This is a genomic window from Bradyrhizobium agreste (assembly GCF_016031625.1).
In the GTDB taxonomy this organism is placed as follows: Bacteria; Pseudomonadota; Alphaproteobacteria; order Rhizobiales; family Xanthobacteraceae; genus Bradyrhizobium; species Bradyrhizobium agreste.
On sequence record NZ_JACCHP010000011.1, the window covers coordinates 419,842 to 440,548 of the forward strand.

At 64.9% G+C, this 20,707-nt stretch carries 23 protein-coding genes and 1 pseudogene; 15 read left to right on the top strand and 9 right to left on the bottom strand.

From position 1 onward, the window contains the following. Positions 1-44 precede the first annotated feature (44 nt). Together HZZ13_RS18925 and HZZ13_RS18930 are read right to left on the bottom strand one after the other, a co-directional pair. Positions 45-1,040, bottom strand: coding sequence for an alpha/beta hydrolase (locus tag HZZ13_RS18925; RefSeq protein ID WP_197961039.1), 996 nt, complete (start codon positions 1,038-1,040; stop codon positions 45-47). Between the two features lie 13 nt (positions 1,041-1,053). Next, positions 1,054-1,989: an MBL fold metallo-hydrolase gene (locus HZZ13_RS18930; RefSeq protein WP_197961040.1), complete on the bottom strand. Its 936-nt coding sequence runs from the start codon at positions 1,987-1,989 to the stop codon at positions 1,054-1,056. A 230-nt stretch (positions 1,990-2,219) separates the two neighbouring features. Between HZZ13_RS18930 and HZZ13_RS18935 the strand changes: the two genes are divergently transcribed. Further along, the gene (locus tag HZZ13_RS18935) at positions 2,220-3,164 is read left to right on the top strand and encodes a LysR family transcriptional regulator (RefSeq protein WP_197961041.1); all 945 of its coding nucleotides are present in this window, start codon (positions 2,220-2,222) and stop codon (positions 3,162-3,164) included. Between the two features lie 311 nt (positions 3,165-3,475). Beyond that, positions 3,476-3,697: pseudogene (locus HZZ13_RS18940) on the top strand (twin-arginine translocation signal domain-containing protein); the annotation flags it as partial. 276 nt (positions 3,698-3,973) lie between these two features. Here the strand turns inward: HZZ13_RS18940 and HZZ13_RS18945 are convergent. The 6 genes from HZZ13_RS18945 to HZZ13_RS18970 all read right to left on the bottom strand — a co-directional run bounded on the left by HZZ13_RS18945 (position 3,974) and on the right by HZZ13_RS18970 (position 9,585). After that, positions 3,974-4,810 carry an ABC transporter substrate-binding protein gene (locus HZZ13_RS18945; protein WP_197961042.1) on the bottom strand — a complete coding sequence of 279 codons (837 nt, stop codon included), beginning with the start codon at positions 4,808-4,810 and terminating at the stop codon, positions 3,974-3,976. A gap of 71 nt (positions 4,811-4,881) precedes the next feature. Continuing rightward, positions 4,882-5,364, bottom strand: coding sequence for a MaoC family dehydratase (locus HZZ13_RS18950; RefSeq protein ID WP_197961043.1), 483 nt, complete (start codon positions 5,362-5,364; stop codon positions 4,882-4,884). An 8-nt stretch (positions 5,365-5,372) separates the two neighbouring features. Next, positions 5,373-6,956 carry an acyl CoA:acetate/3-ketoacid CoA transferase gene (locus HZZ13_RS18955; RefSeq protein WP_197961044.1) on the bottom strand — a complete coding sequence of 528 codons (1,584 nt, stop codon included), beginning with the start codon at positions 6,954-6,956 and terminating at the stop codon, positions 5,373-5,375. A gap of 4 nt (positions 6,957-6,960) precedes the next feature. Beyond that, on the bottom strand, positions 6,961-8,103 hold the full coding sequence (locus tag HZZ13_RS18960) for an acyl-CoA dehydrogenase family protein (RefSeq protein WP_197961045.1): 1,143 nt from the start codon (positions 8,101-8,103) through the stop codon (positions 6,961-6,963). Between the two features lie 12 nt (positions 8,104-8,115). Beyond that, a complete protein-coding gene (locus HZZ13_RS18965) occupies positions 8,116-8,484 on the bottom strand; it encodes a tautomerase family protein (protein ID WP_197961046.1) in 369 nt (122 codons plus the stop codon). Between the two features lie 3 nt (positions 8,485-8,487). Then, entirely contained in the window at positions 8,488-9,585 is a 1,098-nt protein-coding gene (locus tag HZZ13_RS18970) for a LacI family DNA-binding transcriptional regulator (protein ID WP_197961047.1), read from the bottom strand. On the opposite strand from HZZ13_RS18970, the gene HZZ13_RS37220 reads away from it, so the two are divergent. From HZZ13_RS37220 to HZZ13_RS19025, 12 genes are all read left to right on the top strand, one after another. Next, complete coding sequence (locus HZZ13_RS37220; protein ID WP_283817179.1) at positions 9,584-9,706, top strand: hypothetical protein; 123 nt, start codon at positions 9,584-9,586, stop codon at positions 9,704-9,706. The two genes, HZZ13_RS18970 and HZZ13_RS37220, sit on opposite strands and share 2 nt — an antisense overlap. 63 nt (positions 9,707-9,769) lie before the next feature. Continuing rightward, entirely contained in the window at positions 9,770-10,678 is a 909-nt protein-coding gene (dapA, locus tag HZZ13_RS18975) for a 4-hydroxy-tetrahydrodipicolinate synthase (protein WP_197961048.1), read from the top strand. 15 nt (positions 10,679-10,693) lie between these two features. Next, on the top strand, positions 10,694-11,884 hold the full coding sequence (locus HZZ13_RS18980) for a CaiB/BaiF CoA transferase family protein (protein WP_197961049.1): 1,191 nt from the start codon (positions 10,694-10,696) through the stop codon (positions 11,882-11,884). After that, entirely contained in the window at positions 11,881-13,044 is a 1,164-nt protein-coding gene (locus tag HZZ13_RS18985; protein ID WP_197961050.1) for an acyl-CoA dehydrogenase family protein, read from the top strand. The genes HZZ13_RS18980 and HZZ13_RS18985 overlap by 4 nt, the downstream gene beginning before the upstream one ends. A gap of 11 nt (positions 13,045-13,055) precedes the next feature. Continuing rightward, complete coding sequence (locus HZZ13_RS18990; protein ID WP_197961051.1) at positions 13,056-13,463, top strand: MaoC/PaaZ C-terminal domain-containing protein; 408 nt, start codon at positions 13,056-13,058, stop codon at positions 13,461-13,463. 4 nt (positions 13,464-13,467) lie between these two features. Continuing rightward, positions 13,468-13,899: a MaoC family dehydratase gene (locus HZZ13_RS18995; protein WP_011086090.1), complete on the top strand. Its 432-nt coding sequence runs from the start codon at positions 13,468-13,470 to the stop codon at positions 13,897-13,899. Next, positions 13,896-14,846 (top strand): dihydrodipicolinate synthase family protein, encoded by a 951-nt coding sequence (locus HZZ13_RS19000; RefSeq protein WP_197961052.1) that lies wholly within the window; start codon positions 13,896-13,898, stop codon positions 14,844-14,846. The genes HZZ13_RS18995 and HZZ13_RS19000 overlap by 4 nt, the downstream gene beginning before the upstream one ends. 16 nt (positions 14,847-14,862) lie before the next feature. Continuing rightward, positions 14,863-15,165: a DUF4286 family protein gene (locus HZZ13_RS19005; RefSeq protein ID WP_197961053.1), complete on the top strand. Its 303-nt coding sequence runs from the start codon at positions 14,863-14,865 to the stop codon at positions 15,163-15,165. A gap of 122 nt (positions 15,166-15,287) precedes the next feature. Next, positions 15,288-16,124, top strand: coding sequence for an ABC transporter substrate-binding protein (locus tag HZZ13_RS19010; protein WP_197961054.1), 837 nt, complete (start codon positions 15,288-15,290; stop codon positions 16,122-16,124). 19 nt (positions 16,125-16,143) lie between these two features. Continuing rightward, positions 16,144-16,875, top strand: a complete 732-nt coding sequence (locus tag HZZ13_RS19015; RefSeq protein WP_197961055.1) for an amino acid ABC transporter permease — start codon at positions 16,144-16,146, stop codon at positions 16,873-16,875. Next, positions 16,872-17,663, top strand: coding sequence for an amino acid ABC transporter ATP-binding protein (locus HZZ13_RS19020; protein WP_283817180.1), 792 nt, complete (start codon positions 16,872-16,874; stop codon positions 17,661-17,663). The genes HZZ13_RS19015 and HZZ13_RS19020 overlap by 4 nt, the downstream gene beginning before the upstream one ends. Before the next feature lie 3 nt (positions 17,664-17,666). Continuing rightward, the gene (locus HZZ13_RS19025; protein ID WP_197961056.1) at positions 17,667-18,608 is read left to right on the top strand and encodes a dihydrodipicolinate synthase family protein; all 942 of its coding nucleotides are present in this window, start codon (positions 17,667-17,669) and stop codon (positions 18,606-18,608) included. Between the two features lie 89 nt (positions 18,609-18,697). Here HZZ13_RS19025 and HZZ13_RS19030 read toward each other — a convergent pair whose 3' ends face one another. Beyond that, complete coding sequence (locus HZZ13_RS19030) at positions 18,698-19,585, bottom strand: LysR family transcriptional regulator (protein WP_197961057.1); 888 nt, start codon at positions 19,583-19,585, stop codon at positions 18,698-18,700. A 156-nt stretch (positions 19,586-19,741) separates the two neighbouring features. Here HZZ13_RS19030 and HZZ13_RS19035 point away from each other — a divergent pair, with 156 nt between their 5' ends. Next, the gene (locus tag HZZ13_RS19035) at positions 19,742-20,698 is read left to right on the top strand and encodes an N-carbamoyl-D-amino-acid hydrolase (RefSeq protein WP_283817181.1); all 957 of its coding nucleotides are present in this window, start codon (positions 19,742-19,744) and stop codon (positions 20,696-20,698) included. The last annotated feature ends 9 nt before the right edge of the window (positions 20,699-20,707 follow it).

Consider the following 20,707-nt stretch of genomic DNA (forward strand, 5'->3'; position numbering starts at 1 on the left):
TGTTGCGGCGCGAGTGATTTTCGCGGTGCAGCAGGGCGCCCGCGCTAGCCGTAATCTTCGGCGAGAAACTGGTTGATCGCATCGAACGCCTGCAGACGGTTCTTCTCCAGCAGCAGCATGTGCGTGCCTTCGCCGATCTCGACCCATCGCCGGTACGGCGCATGTTTCAGCGAAAGGAACAAGTCCAGCGCCGAGGCGATGGGAACGTCCTGATCCCATTCCGCGTGGACCAGGAGCACGGGCACGCGAATCTCGCCGGCATCATACAGCGTCTTGCCGGCGGCCCAGTATTCGCGAATGTCCAGGATCGGGCCGTTGACCGCACGCATGATGGCAGGCGCCTGCGCGCTGCCCTGCGGGTCGGTCGCCAGCGAGATGTTGGCCCAGAGCTCGAAGCCGCCTGCCGGGATCAAGCTCGATCGTGCCGCGTCCGGCGCAGCAGAAAGCCAGCGCGTCCTGAAGTCCAGCACTGGAACCTTGCGATACCCGCCGAGGTGCCCGCCTGCATCGATCGGAGCGGGACCCTGCAGCAACCAGAGCGGCGCGACCAGCGCGAGCTTGACGACCTTGTCGTTGTTGCCTGCGGTGTAAGCACCGGCCACCGAGCCGCCCCAGGACATGGCAACCAGATTGAGGCGCGCGATCTTGCGTAGCTTCAGGATATGCGCGACGGCACTGGCGAGGTCGCGAACGCCGGTCTCGGTGCGCACGAGCGGTTCGGACTGCTCCGGCGGCGCGTCCATCTCGGGCGGGCGGGTCGATTGGCCATAGCCGCGCACGTCGAGCGCGAAGACGTCGTAGCCTTGGCGGGCGAGATAATCCATGAACGAGACGCCGCCGAGCGGTGTATCGAACAGGCTTTCCGATGAATAGGTCGCGCCGTGCATCATCAGGATGGTTCGCTCGGCGGAGAAGGTCTTGAGCGCCGCCGGGCGCTTGTTGCGCAAGTGAAGCGAAATTCCGGCCGTGTCGCTCGGGATCATGAGATCCTCGACCACGATCTCGGGCCTGTCGGCGCGCGCGCTGGCGTGCTGGTTCATGCTCGTTCTCCGTTCAGATGAATTGCCAGGTAAAGCGTCCTCCGGTGCGGCTGACGCGGCCGACCGATGACTGTGCGAAATGGGTGGTGAAGATGGCTGCGCCCCGCTCGGCAGCGTCCTCCAGCACGAAGGCGCGCGAGCGCAACGCCGCTTCCGGGAATTCGCAGAAGCAGGAATTGAGCGAGGGCTCATAGACCTGGAGCGGGTGGTGCATCACGTCTCCGGCGAAAAGCGCCTCCTCGCCACGCGAGACGAGGCGGATGGAGGCATGATCGACGCTGTGGCCGGGGGTCGGAATGAAGGAGATGCCCTCGATAGCCTCGTTTCCGTCCACCGCGATAAGTCTGGCAAGCCCGGCCTCGATCACGGGCCGGACGCTGTCGTCATAGACACGGTCGGCCGGCTTGCGCAGCGCGGGGCCGAGGGCCGGGGCAGGGCGGGCCGGTCCGGTCGGCTCTGTGCCCGTCGCGAGGCTCTCGCCATAGGCCTGCTCGATCGCGGAGAAGACGTAGGTCGCATTCGGGAAGGTCGGGACCCAGCGCCCGTCGACGAGGCGGGTGTTCCAGCCGACGTGATCGGCATGCACATGGGTGAGCAGCACGTAATCGACCTGCTCCGGCGTCACACCCGCTGCGGCCAGCCGCGCCAGGAACGGCTCGTTGAGCCGGTGAAGCGGTGGGATCTCCGGCCGGTTCTTGTCATTGCCGGTGGCCGTGTCGATCAGCATCGTGTGGTGCGGCGTCCTGACCAGCCAGCTGTGAATGCTTTGAATGAAGGTCCCGGTCGCAGCATCGAACGAGCCCGCCTCCAGGCGGTTGCGATGGCGCTCCAGCGCCTGCGGCTCGCCTCCCGGATAGAGCGTGTCAAACTTGAATGCGGCAAGCCGCAACTCGTCGATCCGCGTGATGGATGCTTCGCCGACTTGATAGGTTTTGTCCGCTTGAATCATCAAATGTCCTCCACGGGGCGCGGCTGAGGGGCCTGATTGTCCGCGCTGCGGTCACCGTGAGCTACGAAGCGCGCCGTGCCTTCGGGAGAGCCGCGGGCTCGATAGGTCCCATCGACATTGTCGATATCGGAAGGCACGCTCGCCCCAGCTTTTCACGCGGTCGTTTTGGCCCTAACCCTCGTATCGCGGCTCACCGGAGTCGCGATGTGCCCTAAACGGAGGTGGCACCGATGCAGGATGCGGAACACGGCCGGGGTCGGCCGGCCGACGACAACGATCTCGCCGAGATCGACCTCGGCCTATTGCTGGCTCTTGAGGCTCTCCTGCGCGAGCGGAACGTGACGCGCGCGGCCTCCCGGCTCAATATCGGACAGCCTGCGCTCTCGGCGCGGCTGAACCGGCTGCGGCAGATCTTTGCCGATCCGCTGTTCGTGCCCGCGGCGAGCGGGCGCGGCGTGGTGCCGACGACGAGAGCGGTGGAGCTGCAGACGGAGCTTGCGGACGTGCTCGGCAAGCTCCGTCGCATGGTGGAGGGGCCGGCCGTGTTCGACCCCGCCAAGAGCCAGCGCACCTTCGTCGTTGCCATCCACGAGAATCCAGCCGTGACGCTGGCACCCGGCCTGGTGGCGCGCTTGACCGCGATGGCCGAGCGGGCGCGGCTCGCCCTCGTTCACCCCGCGCGCGATGTCGTGGATCAGCTCGAAAGGGGAGAGATCGACATCCTGGTGACGGGAGCTGATCGCGCACATGGCGAGCTGATGCAGCGGCCGCTGTTCGAGGACGGCTTCCTGTCCGCACAGCGCAAAGGTCACCCCCGCGGCAGCGGCCCGCTTGATCTCGACAGCTTTTGCGCGCTCGACCATCTGCTGATCTCCGCCGATGGCGGCGGCTTCTCCGGCCTCGTCGACGATGCGCTGGCGGCGCTCGGCCGTTCCCGGCGCGTCGCCGTCTCGATCCAGACCTATGCGCTGGCGCCGGTCATCCTTGCGCACAGTGACTGCATCTGCACGCTGCCGCGGCGCTTCCTGATCCGCTTCGCCCACGAGCTCGATCTCACGCCCCCGCCGCTCGATCTGCCGCCCGCTCGCATCGTCGCGCTGTGGCATCCGCGCAATCAAGAGGACAAAGGCCACGCTTGGCTTCGCGAGTGTCTCTACCAGGCGGCTGCCGCTTGATCGCGATTTGCCCTCACGTGCGGACGAGCGGCGCTGTCAGGTTCGTCTCGCCTGTAAGTTTGTGGCGTTCCGAACTACTGAGTCCACGAAGTTTGCATTCGTCGCGCCCGGTATACCGCCTGCCGCCTTCCTAAGCTGCGTGCCGAGATGAAATGCAGAGAGATGGGTCATTAGTCGCGCTTATGTCGCGAATTTTTACTTCCAATTTTACTTCGCAAAATCCCGCCAATAGCCTCAAGCGCAACTGATCACATCCGCAGGGATCGCTGAAGGTCGTTGCGGCCGCTCATCGTAACCAACGAGGGGTTGCCATGCTTGACAGGGATAAGGGGAATGCTGCTGCCGGCCACGCCGGAACGAAGCCGGGGGAAGCGAAAAAGCTGAGCCGCCGTACGCTGTTGAAGGGTGCCGCAGCGGTCGTAGGCGCGGCCGCCGGGTCGGATGCGATCCGCGGCTTCCCGACCATCTGGGCGCAGGAGATCAAGGACATCGAGCTGCGCCATGTCGGCGTCTCCTATTCGCTGGTGAAGGCGTGCCGAGCAGGGCGAGGCAGCCACCATTGCCTGTATTCCGGCGGCCCGCCATCGTGTGCTCAAGAACGCCGACGCGCACGCTTGCAAGAGCGTCGGCACCAATTTCGCAGACGTGGCGACGTCTGGAACTACGTCGGCCTGATCTCGGAGCCGAGCCCGATGGACAGCCGGAGCAGTGATGGCCGGGACGAGCCGTGACATAGCGCAATCGTGGTCACGACGGCTTGACTTGAACCCCGTATTTGCGCGGCCACTCCTGAGACAGTGCAAAGCTTGTCAATTCGTCGGCCCATCACCACGGATCGCGAATGTCGTCGCCTTGAGCCTGGTCATGCCGAATTTGTCGAACAGCTTGTCATAGGTGCCGTCGGCGCGGATCGCGGTGAGGGCATCGGCCACCGCCTGGGCGAGCTGCTTGTCGCGGAAGGCGAAGGTGATGTCGGTGCCGGCGATATCGCGGACCCAGATCTTGGCGATCCCCTTCTGTTCGAGCGAGTTGGCGGTCTCGTTGATGTTGAGCGCGGCCTCGAGCTGACCGGCGCGCAGCGCCGCGGAGGTGGCGGTGACGGTGGTGAAGGTGCGCAGCTCGACCGGCTTGAGGCCCTTGGCTTCCATCGCCGTGCTGAACTCGCGCGCCTTGCGCTCGGTATAGGTCGCCGATTCCACGCCGACCACGCGGCCGGCGAGATCCTCGAATTTTTCGAGCTTCAGGCTGGAGGACGGATCGGTGTAGATGCTGATCGCCTGCTGCGCGTAAGGCACGAGGTACATCATCTTCGAGCGTTCCTCGGTCCAGAACAGGCCGGTGTTGATGGCATCGAACCGGCCGGAGCGCAGCGCCGGGATCATCGGCGGGAAGTCCATGCGCAGGAACACCGCCTCGACGCAGATGCGCTTGGCGATCTCGCGGGCGAGCTCGACGTTGAGGCCCTGCAGCTCGCCCTTGTCGTCGACGAATTGCTGCGGCGGCAGCGTCGGGTTGATCGACATCTGCCATTTCGGCGCCTCGATCAGGCTCGAGGCCGGCACTTTCGGCGTGCAGGTCTGGGCACCGGCGGCCTGCGTCAGGCCGACCAGCAGGGCGAGGGCGGAGAAGGTTTTTGGAAATCGCATCTGATTACTCCGATCAAATCGTGGGTGGCAGAGGAGCCGTTCTCCGGTCCGACGTCTTCTTCGTTGTCTGGTCAATTGGCCGCCGTCGCGTCGGCTTGCCGGGTCAGGATCAGGGAGATGTGGCGCGCCGCGGTCACCACCTCGTCGCGCTGGTTGAGGAGGTCGAGCGTCTCGACGACAATGCCGCGCGCGGGGTTTTTGGTCGGCCGCTTCTCGACGAAGCGGAAGCGGACGCGCAAGCTGTCGCCGGCGACGATGGGGCCCTTGAACTTCACCTCGTCCCAGCCGAGCGAGGCGACAGAGGTTTCCTCGTACAGCTTCAATTCCGACTTCAGCCCCTCCATCAGCGACAGGCCGAACAGCCCGTGGCCGATCACCGCGGGGAAGCCGCGGGAGCGCGCATAGGCGCCGTCAACATGGAGCGGATGATGGTCGCGCGTGACGTCGGCGAAGACCGCGATATCGGCTTCCGTCACGGTGTGCGCGGCAGTCTCGAACTCGGCACCGAGCGCGATATCTTCGTAACGGAGATTGATCGGGGCGCTCGTGTCCATGTTGATCCTCAGGCGACCTTGCGCGGCCGCGCTGGCAGCGCGTTGAAGCTCTGCGCGATTCCCATCGGCCCGGAGCGGAAGATGCGCGGGTCCATGTCCTTCAAATGCGGGCTGATGCGCGGCTTGAAACCCATATGGGCGAGGATGTCCTCCTCAAGCCGCGCGCCCGGCGCGATCTCGGTCAGGGTCACGCTGCCGTTCTCGAGCTCGAACACGGCGCGCTCGGTGACGTAGCTGACATGCTGGCCGCGCTGTGCGGCCAGCGTCGCGCTGAAGCTGATCTGGCCCACTTGCGGCACGAATTTGCGGAAGGCGCCGTCGCGCCGGATCGAAAGGCGGCCGTTCTCGACGCCGATGTCGAACTTGCCGCCGGTCATCGTGCCGCTGAAGATCAGCCGCTTGGCATTCTGCGTGATGTCGATGAAGCCGCCGGAGCCGTCGCGGCGCTCGCCGAAGCGGGTGACGTTGACGTTGCCGGCTTCGTCCACCTCCGCGAAGGAGAGGAAGGCGCAAGAAAGGCCGCCGCCATCATAGAAGTCGAACTGATAGGCCTGATCGAGAATGACGCGTGGATTGATGGCGGTGCCGAATTCGCGCGCATGCCCGGGCACGCCGCCGACCACGCCGGACTCCACCGTCAGCGTGATCAGGTCGGAGATGCCTTCCTCGGCCGCGACATTCGGGATCATCGCCGAGATGCCGACGCCGAGATTGACGACGTCGCGCGGGCGCAATTCGAAAGCGGCACGGCGGGCGATCACCCGCCGCTCGGTGAGCGGATCGGGCGTGATCATCGCCACCGGGACGCGCGTCTCGCCGCAGCGCGCGGGGTCGTAAGTCGTGCCGTAGGTCTGCATCTGCTCGGGCTCGAGCACGACGTGGTCGATCAGGAAGCCGGGGATCTTCACCATCTGCGGATGGATCGAGCCGCGCTTCACGATGCGCTTGACCTGGCAGATCACGGTGCCGCCGGCATTGTGCACGGCCTGCGCGATCGACAGATCCTCGCGCGTCGTGCCCTCGTGCTCCATGCTGATATAGCCGTCCTCATCGGCCGAGGTGCCGCGGATGATGGCGACGTCGGGCGGGTTGGGGACGCGGTAGAGCAGCCAGGACTGGCCGTGCAGCTCGAGCAGGTCGACCAGCGGCGCGGTGGTGCGCTTGTTCATGCGCCCGCCGTCCTGGCGCGGGTCCATGTAGGTGTTGAGGCCGACATGGGTGAGCACGCCCGGATGCTTCGCGGCCATGGCGCGGCAGAGCTGGCTCATCACGCCTTGCGGAAAATTGTAGGCGTCGATCAGTTCGTCGCGGACGAGGCGCATGAACGGAACCTGGAGGCCGAAATTGCCGCCGATGACGCGCGCGATCAGGCCTTCATGGGCGAGATGGCAGAGGCCCTTCTCGGTCACGGCGCCGACGCCGGTGATGTTGATCAGCGTCAGATTGTGCGGGCCCTGGCCACTGATGAAACGCTGCTCCAGCGCCTCGAGAATGGCTTCGGCGGCGCCGGTGCCGCCATTGCCGCCGACGATCAGCGTGTCGGTGTCGCGGATCAGGCCGGCGGCCTCTTTCGCCGTGATGATGCTCAGCATGCCCTTACGCGGCCTCCTTCTCGACCTGGCGGGCGATGATCAGCCGCTGGATCTGGTTGGTGCCCTCGTAGATCTGAGCGAGGCGGACGTCGCGGAAGATGCGCTCGATGCGGTAGTCGCGCGAATAGCCGTTGCCGCCGTGGATCTGCAGCGCGTTGGAGACGTGCTTCATCGCCATGTCGGTGGTGAACAGCTTTGCCTGCGCCGCCTCCTTGGCGATCGGCTCGCCGGCATCGTGCAGCCGCGCGGCGTGATGGATCAGCAGGCGCGCAGCCGCGATGTCGGTCGACATGTCCGCGAGCATGAACTGCACGGCCTGGAAGCCGATGATGGCTTGGCCGAACTGCTTGCGGTCCTTGGCATAGGCGGTGGCGTCCTCGAACGCAGCCTGCACCATGCCGAGCGCCATTGACGCCATCATCAGCCGGCTGAAGTTGAAATTGCTCATGGCCATCTTGAAGGCCTGGTTCTCCGGCCCCATCACGCTGTCGGCGGGCAAGCGCACGTCGGAGAAGGTGATCTGGCAATCGTCGAGGCCGTGCATGCCGAGCAGCTCTTCGTTCTTGCCGCGGGCGATGCCGGGCAGGGAGCCGTCGACCAGAAGGCACGAGATGGAACGGTGGCTTGCATCCGCGCCGGTGCGCGCGAACACCATGATGCGGTCGGCGACGCCGCCGAGCGTCACCCAGGCCTTGGTTCCGTTGAGCCGCCAGCCATTGCTCTCGCGCACTGCGTTGGTGCGGATGCCCGCGACGTCGGAGCCGTGGTCGGGCTCGGAGACGGCGGTGGCGGGAATGATGTCGCCGCTCAGGATTTTAGGGATCAGCGCCTTGTGCGCTTCAGTGCCGTGATGATCGAAGAACAGCACGGCCTCGACAGGGATCGCGAAGGCGTTGGCGACCGCGCCGGAGCAGCGCGCCAGCTCCTCCATCGCGACGCAGGCCGCGACGGCATCGAGGCCGGCGCCACCGGCGCCTTCGCGCAGGCAGATGCCGAACAGGCCGAGATCGGCCATGCCCTTGTAGAGGGCACGATCAAACCGGTCCTCGCGATCGATCGCGGCGGCGCGCGGCAAAATCTCTGCCTCCGCGAAGCGGCGGGCGGTCTCGCGCAGGGCCTTCTGGTCTTGGCTGTAGAAGCGGTCCATGGCGTGCTCCCGTCAGTCGCTGGCGAGCTTGGAATCGTGGGAGACTTCGCTGCGGTCGCGATCGCAGAAGTAGACCGCGACGTCGTCGCCCGGCACGCCATAGGCGCTGCATACGGCGCGGGTCAACGCGATGGCGGCAGCGCGCCGCTCGGCCTGGCTGCGGCGGAAGGCGTGGACCTTCAGCAAGATGCGCTGGCCGGTGGCCTCGGCGCCAAACCTGCCGGCATGGGCGTAGTCATCCGGCGCAATGTTCAGGAAATAGAGCGTGACCGTGTCAGCTGTCACGCCGAACGCCGACATCAGGCCGTCGGTCACCGACCGCGCCAGTGCGGCCTTGCGCTGGGCTGGAGCTTGCGGGGCGAGCACTTCGACATAGGGCATCGATCAGACCTTCGCGGACTTGGCCGCAGACGATTTGGATGAAGACGGTTTGGATTTCGCGGATCTCGCGGGGGCCGTGGCGTCGATCCGGCGGCAGGAGTCGCGCTGGATCAGCCGGGCGCCGACGCGATATTCGCGCACGCCGTCACTGCCATTGCCCTTGCTGTTTCCCTTGGCATCCATGCGATGCAGCAGCCGGTCGACGGCGAGGTTGGCGAGATCACGTGCACCGTTGTCGACGATGCTGATCGCCGGGCGATGCCATTCGAACCACGGCATGTCCTCGTAGCAGAGCAGCGAGAGATCACCGGGAATGGCGATGTGCCGTTCCGCGGTGACGCGCAGCACGCCGAGTGTTGCCTCGTGATTGGCGACGAAGATTGCACTCGGCGGGCGGGGGAGGTCGAGCAGCTTGCGCGCGCAGGTCGCGCCGGTCTCGGGTACGTAGTGGCCGGCATGGATCAGCGCGTCGTCCCTGGCGATGCCGGCCTCGCGCAACGCGCGGACATAGCCGGACAACCGTTCGCGCCCTGACGTGGTGTCCTGGCGGCCGACGATCAGCCCGATGCGCTTGTGCCCGAGCTCGATCAAATGACGCGTGCCCAGATACGCGCCTTGCGGATCGTCGGCGAGCACGGTCTCGAGATCGGTCGCATCATCGCGCCGCACCAGGCAGACGATGGGCACGTCCTTGGAGAGCGTCTCGAGCTGCGCGCCGTTCTTGCCTGTGGGCACCACGATCAGCCCATCGATGCGGTGGTCGACCAGCGTGGTGAGGGTGTCGCTCTCGGCTTGCGGATCGTCGCCGCCGATGCATAGAAGCATCTGATAGCCCAGCGCCTTCAGCCGCGCCTGCACCACTTCTGCCATCACCTGGAACGAGGCGTTGGTGAGATTGTGGACGAGAAGAGCCACGAGCCGCGACTGCCCGGTCTTCAATCCGCGCGCGATCGGGTTCGGCCGATAGCCGAGCTCGCGCGCGATGCGCACCAGGCGCTGCTGCGTACGTTCGCTGGTCAGGCCGGTTCCCGTCAGCGCCCGCGAAGCTGTGCTGACTGAAACGCGGGCCGCCTGTGCCACATCTTTGAGCGTGACGCTCATGAAACCTGCCGATAAACTGCAAACGATTGCAGAAACGCTAAGAGCTTCTTCTACTCGGATCAAGCTCAAAAAATGGATGGTGTTGCCCAATGCAGAGCCGTTTATGCAAACGATTGCATAAAGCTTGCGGATATTCCGCAGGCGGCGCCCGTCGTCCGAATTCACCCGAGCGCCCGGTAGTACCTTGATGAAGACGTTCCGCGGCACCTACACCGTCATGATCACCCCGTTCACGACGTCGGGCGAGGTCGATGTTGCGGCCTTGCGCGCCTTCGTCGACTGGCAGATCGCGGAAGGCATTCACGGGCTGATCCCGCTCGGCTCGACCGGCGAGTTCCTGTCCATGGACGACGACGAGAAGGCGCTCGTCGCGGAAGTCGTCATTCGCCAGGCCGCAGGCCGCGTGCCGGTGCTGATCGGCACCGGCGCGGAGGACACGCGCGAGGTGGTGCGTCTCAGCCGCCGTGCCGAAAAACTGGGCGCTGACGGCGTGATGATCATCCCGCCGTTCTATTCGACGCCGACCGACGACGAACTGGTCCACCACTACAAGACGGTGGCCGACGCAATCGCGTTGCCGATCATGGTCTACAACAATCCGGCAACCGCCAATGTCGATCTCAAGCCGCAGCTCGTGGCGCGCATCGCCGAGATCGACAATTGTCTCTATATCAAGGAGTCGACGCTGGAGGTGACGCGGGTGCGCGACATCATCCGCCTCTGCGGCGACAGGATGACCGTGTTCGGCGGCATCCTCGGCTTCGAATCCTTCGTCGAGGGCGCGCAAGGCTGGGTGGCTGTGGCCTCCAACGTGGTCCCGGCGGAGATGGCCCGCATCTTCAGCCTCGTCGCCGACCACGGCGCGGTCAAGGAAGCGCGCGAGCTCTATCTCAAATACCTGCCGGTGATCGAATTCGTCGGCGGTCAGGCCTACGTCGCCGGCAGCAAGGCGCTGCTCGGCCACATGGGGTTTGCAGCCGGCCATCCGCGTCCGCCGCGCCTGCCGCTCCCTGCAGCACAGGATGCGGCCGCCCGCAATCTGGTCGAAACTTTCGGTCTGACGTGGCGCGGTGCGTCCAATCAGGCTGCTTAGGTCAGGAGTACCCCGGTGAACCTGCTCGACGGCATCAAGATCCTCAGCTTCAATCATTACCTCGCGGGCCCGCTGGCCGCGCAAACGCTCGCCGATCTCGGCGCCGACGTCATCGCGGTCGAGCCGATCGAGGGCGCGTTCCAGCGCAACTGGGCAGTCGCGAACCACTTCGTTGCAGGCGACAGCGTCAATCATCTGGCGACCGGGCGCAACAAGCGCAGCCTCGCTGTCGATCTCAAGCATCCGGACGGCGTCGCCGCGGTGAAGAAGCTGGTCGCGACCTCAGATGTCGTGATGGAGAATTTTCGCCCGGGCACCATGGCCAAGCTCGGCCTCGGCTACGACGCGCTGAAAGCGATCAACCCCGGCCTGATCTATGCGGTCGCCACCGGCTTCGGATCGGACGGGCCGTACAAGGATCGCCCCGGCCAGGATCTTCTGCTCCAGGCGATGTCCGGCCTTGCGATGCGGACCGGGCGCGCCGATGGCGAGCCGACGGCGGTAGGCGCGGTGATCGTGGATCAGCACGCCGCCTCACTCTATGCCATGAGCATTCTGGCGGCATTGTTCGCACGAACGAAGACGGGCAAGGGCCAGCTCGTCGAGGTCAACCTCTATCAGGCCGCGCTCGATCTCCAGGTCGAGCCGCTGACTGCCTGGCTCAACGGCGCGCCGTCGCCGACCTCGCGCGGTCCGGCCGGCATCGCGGCCTGGTTCAGCCCCGGGCCTTACGGCGTTCACGCGACGGCGGACGGCCATATGGCGATCTCGATGGCGTCCCCCAAGGCGCTCGCGGTCGCGCTGGACAGCGAGGAGCTGAAGCAGTTCGGCGACACCGACAGTTTTTCGAAGCGCGAGGAGATCACGCGGATCGTTGTTGTCAGGCTGAAACAGAAGTCGACGGCCGATTGGCTGCCGGCGCTGGAAGCGGCGCGCATCTGGCATGCGCCGGTACAAGATTATCGCGACCTCGAGACTGATCCCCAGCTCAACCATCTCGGCGTGTTCAAGAGCGCCGAGAGTGCAGGCGGCGCGCCAATCCGGATGGTCGCGCATCCCGCGCGCTATGACGGTCAGACGCCGGAGGTGCGGCTGGTGCCGCAGCGCCTTGGTGCACAGACGCGCGAGGTGCTCGGCGAGATCGGCTACGACGCAGGGGAGATCGACGCGATGGTCGCCGGTAAGGCCGTCGGAGTGGCGCGATGATCGATTTTTCAATCCCCGAAGAGACGCGCCTCCTGGTCGACACCGTTCGCCGTTTCGTCGAGATGGAGGTGCAGCCGCTCGAAGACGTCGTGGAGCAGACGGCTAAAGTGCCGGCCGACGCACTGGCGGTCACCAAGGCCAAGGCGCAGAAGCTCGGCCTTTATGCCATGAACATGCCGGCGGATGTCGGCGGCGGCGGCCTAACTTGCGTCGAGCATTGCCTGGTCGAGGAAGAATTTGGCAAGACCTCGGATGCGCTGATCCGCCGTGTATTCGGCCAGGTCTATCCGATGCTGATGGCCTGCAAGGGCGACCAGGTCGAGCGCTACCTGCTGCCGACGGTGAAGGGCGACAAGATCTGCGCCATGGCCATCACCGAGCCGGGCGCCGGCTCGGATGCTGCGTCGATCAGCACGACGGCTCATCTCGATGGCGACCATTGGGTGCTGAACGGCACCAAGCATTTCATCAGCGACGGCGACATCGCCGACTACATCATCCTGATGGCGCTGACCGACAAGGACAAGCGGGCGCGCGGCGGCATCACCCTGTTCCTGGTCGATCGCGGCACGCCCGGCTTCAAGGTCGCGCGCACCCAACCGATGATGGGCCATCGCGGCTATGGCCATGCCGAGCTGAGCTTCGAGGATTGCCGCATCCCGAAGGCGGCTGTGCTCGGCGAGGTTGGTGGCGGCTTCAAGCTGATCATGCAGAGCGTGCTCCAGATCCGTCTCGCCCATATCGGCGCGCGCGCCGTCGGCATGGCGCAACGCGCGTTGGAGATGATGCGCAAGCACGCCGGCGAGCGGCGCCAGTTCGGCCAGCTGATCGGCGATTTCCAGATGGTGCAGAAGCTGATCGCCGATTCCGCCACCGAGATCTTCGGCGTGAAGATGATGGTGATGAACGCCGCCTGGGACATCGATCAGGGCAAGGATGCGCGCGACAAGGTCTCGATGATCAAGGTTGCGGCGTCGGAGATGCAGGGCCGCGTCGTCGACCGTGCCATCCAGGTGTTCGGCGGCATGGGTTTCAGCAAGGACCTGCCGCTGGAGCGGATGTATCGCGACGCCCGCGTCACCCGCATCTATGACGGGACCTCCGAGATTCACCGCATGCTGGTTGCGCGCAGCACCATCAAGAACGGCTTGCAGCTCTAGGAAAGCGATCGATGTCTCACGCACCTCTCAAGCCCGGCGCCGCCTTCGCCTTCCGCAAGACCATGACGGTGGCCGAGCAGGCGATGTTCACCGGCATCAGCGGCAATCTCGGCGGGCTCTATGTCGACGCCGTCCGCGCGAAGAAAGCTGGCGCGTCCAACATGGTCGCCTTCGAGCTTGCGGTCGGCGGCCTCGCCACGACCTGCCTCAGCCAGCTCGGTGGTCCGACGCGGCGGATCGGCAGCATCGCGCTGAATTTTTCCGTGCCCGTGATCGTCGGCGAATCCGTCGAGGCAAGGGCTGAGATCGTTTCAGTCGCAGGCGATGAAGCGACCTGTCGGGTCACCTGCATGTTGTCACCCTCAGGCGCGACTGTGGTGGACGGCACCGCAACGCTGGTTCCCTTCGCGAGGGGCTGAACCCATGTACGAGCCGAAATCCTTCGACGATCTCAAGGTGAATGACAGGGTCAGCCTGAGCAAGACCATCACCGAGGCCGATGGCGCGCTCTATATCGCCGCGACCGGCGATTTCGGCCCCGTTCATGTCGATGAGGTCTACGCCGGCGCGACGCGCTTCGGCCGCAGGCTGGCGCCGGGGATCATGGTCGCGGGTCTCTGCACCAGCATCCTCACCTCCGAGCTGGTCGGCACCATCGGCGTATCGGTGGAGGACCGCTTCTGGTTCACAGGTCCCGTGTTTTACGGCGATACGCTCACCTTCGACGTCTGGATCGCCGAGCAGCACGACGAGACCCGCACCATCATCTGGGAAGCGAGCGCGCGCAACGAAGGTGGCCTCGAAGTGTTGAAGGCGCGCGCGAGCCTGAAATTTCCGCGGCGGAAACCGTCATGAGCAAGACGATGAAGAAACCGGATCTGCGCGGCGTCACGGTCGCGACCGTGCTGCCCTTCAGTGACGACAGCTCGATCGACTGGGACGGCTATGCCCGCGTGCTGGACTATTGCGCCTGCCCTGACGGGATCGCGGCGGTGTTCGTCAATGGCCATGCCGGCGAGGGCGGTTCGCTCTCGGACGACGAGCGTCAGGCGGTGATCGAGCGGACGCGCCGGCAGATCGGCAGCAAGCCGCTGTTGGCCGGCATCATCGCGCATTCCACGGCCGAAGCGATCCATCAGGCGCAGCTCGCGGAAGCTGCCGGCGCCGATTGCGCCGTCTTGTTCCCGCCCGCACCGCTCGGCGGCGGTGCCTTGGCGACCTCGCGCGCGCCGGTTGCCTTTGTGCAGGCGGTGAGCTCCGCGATCGGAATTCCCGTGTCGATCTTCCAGTACCCGCTCGCATCGGGATTCGGCTACTCGCCGGAGACCTTGGCCAAGATTGCAGCGCTCGACAGCGTCATCGCCATCAAGGAGGGCAGCGACACCATGCTGGCCTATGACGAGAACCGGCGGGCGGTGAAGCAGGCCGATCCCTCGGTCGCGATCCTGCCGTCGAACTTCAACTGGTTCCTGCCGCAGCTCGCCGTCGGCGGCGACGGCATTCTCTCCGGCCTCGTCAGCCTCGCGCCGCACCTGTTCGCAGCACTCTGGCAGGCTTCGCTTGCCGACGACCTCAAGGCCATGCGCGCCGTCAACGAGCGGCTCTATCCGATCGTCCGCGCCATCTATGGGCCTGCCCCGATCATGGACATGCACACCCGCATGAAGGTCGGGCTGAAGGCGCTCGGCCTGATCCGCAACGCCGATCCACGGCCGCCGCTGCTGCCGGTTCTGCCTGCGCTGTGCGACACCATTGCAACGACGGTCGGCGCGGCGCGCGCGGCCGGCGACATCCGTACTTAGCGTGAGGGGCGAGCCGATGCCGGACGAAGCCTTCATCCATATCGTGCGGGTCGACATCGATCCCGAGCACGAGGCTGCGTTCAACGCCTGGTACGAGCAGAACCATTTCCCCGATCTGCTGGCTTGTCCCGGCTGGCTCTCAGCCAAGCGCTTCGTCTCGGTGGGCGACGGGCCAAAATATGCCGCAATGTACGAGGTCGCAGGCAGGTGGGCGTTCGAGACGCCGGAATTCCTGAGGGTGAAGGGCTTTGGTCCGTTCGAATCCCTGGTGAAGAATTTCATGCGCATCCAGCTGAGGCCGATGTCGGGACCGGCCTGAGCAGATCGAAGACGATGCTGCCGGCCGTGTCGCGAGATCGGACCGGGCCGCATCCAAGAAACGTTAGGGGGAATCCTGGGCGAGGAACTGCATCGGTCATTGGCGTCTTATTGGAGGTATTCATGGTCTCGACACTGCTTCGCTTGAGTGCGGCCGCCGCACTCGTTCTCGCATCCACGGCGGTGCATGCCGCCTGTACGCCCGCAATCACCGACGACAATCTGATCGCGCCCGGCAAATTGCAGCTCTCGATCAATCCGACCAATCCGCCGCAGCAATTCGTCGACAAGGACGGCCAGCTGCAAGGCCTCAACGTCGAGTTGGCCGCCGAGCTCGGCAAGCGGTTGTGTCTTCCCGTCGAACTCGTCCGGATGGATTTTCCGGCCATGATTCCTGCCTTGGGCGCAGCGCGCATCGACGGCGTCAATACCGGCATGTTCTGGACCGAGGAACGCTCGAAGCTGATGTACATGGTGCCGTACGCCATCCAGGCGATCTCGGTCGTGGTCGCACCCGACAGCGGCACAAAAATTGCTACCGAAAATGATCTGATCGGAAAATCATCCGCCGTCGAGGTCAGCAGCTACCAGATGAACTGGCTCAAGAAGCTTAGCGATGCCAGCGTGGCGCAGGGCGGAGCGGCCGTCGAGATGCGGACGTTTCCGACCGCGACCAACGTCGTCAGCGCGCTGCTTGCAGGCCAGGTCGACAATGCGCTGCTGGTCGACAGCGTGGCACGCGATCTCGTCGGCCGTGGTCGCGTGAAGGAAGTCCTGAGCGGGCTCGGCACCGCCAGGACCACGCTTGGGTTCCGCAACAAGACGGTCGCCGATACCGTCGTCAAGGCGCTCAACGCGATGCGGGCCGACGGCTTCTATCAGGCGCTGTTCGACAAGTTCGGCCTGACCGCCATGCCGGCTGATCAGCCGCTCGCGATCGCCGGCCCCGGTCCGGCGTGAGACCTACGGAGACGAGCCGATGAGCCATTTCAGTCCGACGGCCGCCGTCAGCTACTTCTTCAACTACTTCCTGATGAAGGGAGTGCTCGTCACCATCGGCTTGACGGTGGCGGCGGTCGTCGGCGGACTGATCCTCGGCATGGGCATCGCGTTGTTGCGCATGTCGTCCAATCCGGTGCTCGCGGGTGCCGCACGCTTCTACATCTGGTTCTTTCGCGGCACGCCCCTCCTGATCCAGCTTGTCGTGATCTACAGCGGCTTGCCGCAGCTCGGCATCAAGTTCAGCGTGATCACCTGCGCGCTCGTCGGCCTGATCCTCAATGAGGCGGCTTACCTCGCCGAGATCGTGCGCAGCGGCTTCATGGCGGTCTCAGTGGGGCAGCGCGAGGCGGCCTGGGCGCTCAGCCTGTCACCCTGGGTCACGTTCCGCCGCGTGACCCTGCCGCAGGCGTTCCGGCTGATGATCCCGCCACTCGGCAACTCCATCAACTCACTGTTGAAGGCAACATCGCTCGCTTCCGTGATCTCGGTTGAGGAGCTGATGCGCCGCAGCGACATGCTGATGCAGGAGCATTTCCAGATCTTGGAGGTCTATGCGGCTGCGACCGCGTATTACCTGATCCTCACCTCGGTCTGGGATGCGGTTCAGCGCCGGCTCGAGAAGCATTTCGGGCGATCGAGTGCCGCGAAAACCAGGCGGGTCGCAGCGAGCCCGCCGGTTGCGCAGGCGAGTGTGGAGGCCCGTGCATGAGCGAGAGATCGATGGCTAGGGCCGAAGGTGCAACAGTGCAGCCGCAGCTCCGTGAGGTGCCCGCGGTCCGCATGGAGGCGGTCTACAAGCACTATGGCGACTTCACGGCGTTGAACGAGGTGGATCTTAAGGTCGCCAAGGGCGAGAAGATCGTGGTCTGCGGTCCCTCCGGCTCGGGCAAGTCGACGCTCATCCGCTGTATCAATCACATCGAGAAGCACGATGAAGGGTTGATCTACGTCAACGGTACCGAGCTCGATCGCCAGCGCAAGAACATCGACACGGTCAGACGCGACACCGGCATGGTGTTCCAGAGCTTCAATCTGTTTCCGCACATGACTGTGCTGGAAAACTGCATCCTGGCGCCGATGACCGTGAACGGTATGTCGGAGGCGGAGGCCAAGGATCTCGCCATGCATTTCCTGACAAAAGTCCGGATTCCCGATCAGGCCGAAAAATTCCCCGGGCAACTCTCCGGCGGTCAGCAGCAGCGCGTCGCCATCGCACGCGCGCTGTGCATGCGGCCCAAGATCATGCTGTTCGACGAGCCGACTTCCGCGCTCGACCCGGAAATGGTCAAGGAGGTGCTGGAGACCATGAAGAAGCTGGCGGAAGAGGGCATGACCATGCTGTGCGTGACCCACGAGATGGGCTTTGCCCGCGAGGTCGCCGACCGCATCGTGTTCATGAACGAGGGCAGGGTGGTCGAGCAGGCCGCGCCGGAGGAGTTCTTCGAGAACCCAAAGTCCGAGCGGGCGCGGGCGTTCCTCGACCAGATCATTCACTAGCCGATGTCGGTCAGGACGCGGACATTTGGCGATCGGCTTCGCGGCATTCATGCAGCGACGGTCGTCCCGATGAAGCCGGAATTTGGGATCGACGAGGCGAAGCTTGCAGCGCATCTCGCCTCGGTCGCCTCCACGCCCGGCATCAACGGGCTCCTGGTCAACGGCCACGCCGGCGAGAATTTCGTGCTGTCCCTCGCTGAAAAGCAGCGCGTGGTGGAGCTGGCGAGCGAGCACGCTCCGAAGGACTGTCTGATCGTCTCTGGCGTCAATCATGAATCCAGCCTGGAGGCTGCGCGAGAGGCAGCCACGCTGGAGCAGGCGGGGGCGGAGGGGCTGCTGGTGTTTCCGCCCAACAGCTGGGCGCTCAGTCACGGCGACGGCTGTGTTATCGAACATCACCGCCATATCCGCGATGCCACGACCGTGCCACTGATGCTCTACGCCGCGCCGGTCGGTGCGGGTGCGATGGCCTATGCCTCGCCGCTGCTCGAGCAGCTCGTCGCCGACCCTCGCTTCGTCGCCATCAAGGAGGGCAGCTGGGAGGTCGCTGCCTACGAACAGAATCTGAGGCTGATCCGCAAGCTGCGGTCGGACTTCGTCGTGCTCGGCTCGGGAGATGAGCACCTGCTGACGAGTTATCTCGTCGGCTCGGCCGGCAGCCAAGTCAGTCTCGCCTGTGTCGTCCCGGAACTAGTGGTCAGCCTCTGGATCGCTGCGGAGGCTGGCGATTGGCCGCGGGCTCGCGCAGTGCACGAGAAGCTGTATCCGCTGGCAGCTGCGATCTACCGCGATCCGCCCGGAGGACGGGCAACGGTGCGGCTCAAGGCCTGCCTGAAGCTGCTCGGACGCCTGTCATGCGACGCGGTGCGGCCGCCGCAGCCGCCGGCGACACCGGATGAGTTGCGGGCACTCGACATTGCTTTGCGGATCGCCGGACAGGGATGATGGCGGCACGTCAGAACGATTTCGCGCGTAGTCGGGCGGCCTCACCAGGTACGACGTCGGCTTGTGCAGTCAGCAGTAAGATGCCCTCATCATTCAAGCTGTCGGCTTGCTCGGCGGACTTCATCGAGGAACACTCTTGCAAGACGCGAGAGCGGCTCCGCTTCCGACCACAGCATGTATGCCAGCGCAGGTGTCTTGGGAAGGAAGGGGCGTATGACCAGCTCTTGATTTCCAGCCTGGCGCGGCGAGAATGGATCCACCACAGCCGCGCCGACGCCTGCCGCCGCGAGCACGCAGGCGGTGTTGCAGTATCGCACCTCGACGGTCGGCTGGAATGGAGCGCCGGCCGAAGCAAAGCTCGCGCGCACGGCCTCACCCAACTGTGTTCCACGCTCGAGCCCGATGAAGGGGAGATCGACGAGATCGGACGCGGTGATCACCGCGCGGTCCGTCAGCGGATGCTGCGGCGGCATGACGCAGACCATCTCGCCGGTGTGGACCACTTCATGCGCGATGCCTGGATGATGCGAGAAGCCGAGCACGAAGCCGAGCTCCGCGACCCGGCTCAGCAGTCCGTCGATGATGCCCTCATAGCGGCGTACGTCGAAGAACATCCGCGTCTGCGGCCGCCGACGCAGGAAGACCGACAATGCGGGCGGGATGATGCTGTAGGCCAGCGGCGGCGTTGAGACGATCGACAGATGCCCAGTGCGACATTCCCTGAGGTCACGGACGCGGTTTTCCAGCTTGGCATGCAGCGCAAAAATCGTCTCGCTTTCCTTGTAGAGCGCCATCGCCTCCGCGGTCGGAAACAGGCGATTGTTGACGCGCTCGAACAAGGCGAAACCCGCCTGCGTCTCCATCGCCTTCAGCGCGTTGCTGATCGCCGGCTGTGACAGCGACAGCTCCTCGGCTGCTGCGACCGTTGTCCGGTGTCGAACGACCGCACGCAAAATTTCGAGTTGGCGCAGGTTCATCTATTCGTGCCCGTTATAGTCCGGCCGAAAATATCATAGCACGAGTGATTGCCAACGCCGTCCAGCTTTCTTGTAATGCACTGCGGAGAGTGCGCTGCCGAAGGGAAAATCGGTTCGCCTAACGAGGCAGCAATCCGCTTGATTTGGAGGCAATGTTTGAGCCGCGTCCTTCGTGCTGCCGCCGCCCAGATGGGGCCGACGCAAAGAGCAGACACCCGCGCGCATACGCTCGATCGCATGTTGAAACTTTTGGATGCGGCGGCTGAACAAGGCGCGCGCCTCGTGGTGTTTCCCGAACTGGCCTTCACGACGTTCTTTCCGCGCTGGCTGCTCGAAGGCGATGGGCTGGATCAGTATTTCGAGCGCGGCATGCCGAACCCGGCTGTCCAAGCACTGTTCGACCGCGCCTGCGCGCTCGGTGTCGGCTTCTATGTCGGCTATGCCGAGCTGACGGCAGATGGCCGGCGCTATAATTGCGCGATCCTGGTTGACGACGTCGGCGAGATCATCGGCCGCTATCGCAAGGTGCATCTGCCGGGCTCGGTCGAGCCGCGGGCGGGCGCGCGCTATCAGCAACTCGAGAAACGCTATTTCGAGTATGGCGATCTCGGCTTTCCGGCCTTCCGCACCGGTTCGGCGTGGGGACACGCGATCATGGGCATGATGATCTGCAATGATCGCCGTTGGCCGGAATCCTGGCGGGTGCTCGGCCTTCAGGGCGTTGAGCTCGTGTGCATCGGCTACAACTCCGCGGCCTACGATCCGAACGGCGGGACCAGCGAGGATGCCGCGCTGCGCACCTTCCATTCGACGCTGGTCGCACAGGCCAACGCCTACATGAACGCGACCTGGGCGATTGCGGTGGCGAAGGCGGGCGACGAGGATGGCTCCGGTCTGATCGGCGGCTCCTGCATCGTCGATCCGAATGGCAGGATCGTTGCACAGGCGAAGACCCTCGCCGACGAAGTCATCGTCGCCGATATCGATCTCGATCTCTGCCGTCAGGGCAAGGACAAGATGTTCAATTTTGCGGCCCACCGGCGGCCCGAGCAATACCGGGCGATCACCGAACGCGCTGGTGTCATCGAGCCGGCGCTTCCCGACATGGATTAACACGCGGCC

Coding starts and splice junctions, on each gene's coding strand:
- HZZ13_RS18990 (WP_197961051.1), top strand. CDS start 13,056: ATGTCTCACGCACCTCTCAAGCCCGGCGCCGCCTTCGCCTTCCGCAAG.
- HZZ13_RS18955 (WP_197961044.1), bottom strand. CDS start 6,956: ATGCTGAGCATCATCACGGCGAAAGAGGCCGCCGGCCTGATCCGCGAC.
- HZZ13_RS19000 (WP_197961052.1), top strand. CDS start 13,896: ATGAGCAAGACGATGAAGAAACCGGATCTGCGCGGCGTCACGGTCGCG.
- HZZ13_RS18930 (WP_197961040.1), bottom strand. CDS start 1,989: ATGATTCAAGCGGACAAAACCTATCAAGTCGGCGAAGCATCCATCACG.
- HZZ13_RS18960 (WP_197961045.1), bottom strand. CDS start 8,103: ATGGACCGCTTCTACAGCCAAGACCAGAAGGCCCTGCGCGAGACCGCC.
- HZZ13_RS18965 (WP_197961046.1), bottom strand. CDS start 8,484: ATGCCCTATGTCGAAGTGCTCGCCCCGCAAGCTCCAGCCCAGCGCAAG.
- HZZ13_RS18945 (WP_197961042.1), bottom strand. CDS start 4,810: ATGCGATTTCCAAAAACCTTCTCCGCCCTCGCCCTGCTGGTCGGCCTG.
- HZZ13_RS19015 (WP_197961055.1), top strand. CDS start 16,144: ATGAGCCATTTCAGTCCGACGGCCGCCGTCAGCTACTTCTTCAACTAC.
- HZZ13_RS37220 (WP_283817179.1), top strand. CDS start 9,584: ATGAAACCTGCCGATAAACTGCAAACGATTGCAGAAACGCTAAGAGCT.
- HZZ13_RS18970 (WP_197961047.1), bottom strand. CDS start 9,585: ATGAGCGTCACGCTCAAAGATGTGGCACAGGCGGCCCGCGTTTCAGTC.
- HZZ13_RS18950 (WP_197961043.1), bottom strand. CDS start 5,364: ATGGACACGAGCGCCCCGATCAATCTCCGTTACGAAGATATCGCGCTC.
- HZZ13_RS19010 (WP_197961054.1), top strand. CDS start 15,288: ATGGTCTCGACACTGCTTCGCTTGAGTGCGGCCGCCGCACTCGTTCTC.
- HZZ13_RS18985 (WP_197961050.1), top strand. CDS start 11,881: ATGATCGATTTTTCAATCCCCGAAGAGACGCGCCTCCTGGTCGACACC.
- HZZ13_RS19030 (WP_197961057.1), bottom strand. CDS start 19,585: ATGAACCTGCGCCAACTCGAAATTTTGCGTGCGGTCGTTCGACACCGG.
- HZZ13_RS18925 (WP_197961039.1), bottom strand. CDS start 1,040: ATGAACCAGCACGCCAGCGCGCGCGCCGACAGGCCCGAGATCGTGGTC.
- HZZ13_RS18935 (WP_197961041.1), top strand. CDS start 2,220: ATGCAGGATGCGGAACACGGCCGGGGTCGGCCGGCCGACGACAACGAT.
- HZZ13_RS19025 (WP_197961056.1), top strand. CDS start 17,667: ATGTCGGTCAGGACGCGGACATTTGGCGATCGGCTTCGCGGCATTCAT.
- HZZ13_RS19020 (WP_283817180.1), top strand. CDS start 16,872: ATGAGCGAGAGATCGATGGCTAGGGCCGAAGGTGCAACAGTGCAGCCG.
- HZZ13_RS18995 (WP_011086090.1), top strand. CDS start 13,468: ATGTACGAGCCGAAATCCTTCGACGATCTCAAGGTGAATGACAGGGTC.
- HZZ13_RS19005 (WP_197961053.1), top strand. CDS start 14,863: ATGCCGGACGAAGCCTTCATCCATATCGTGCGGGTCGACATCGATCCC.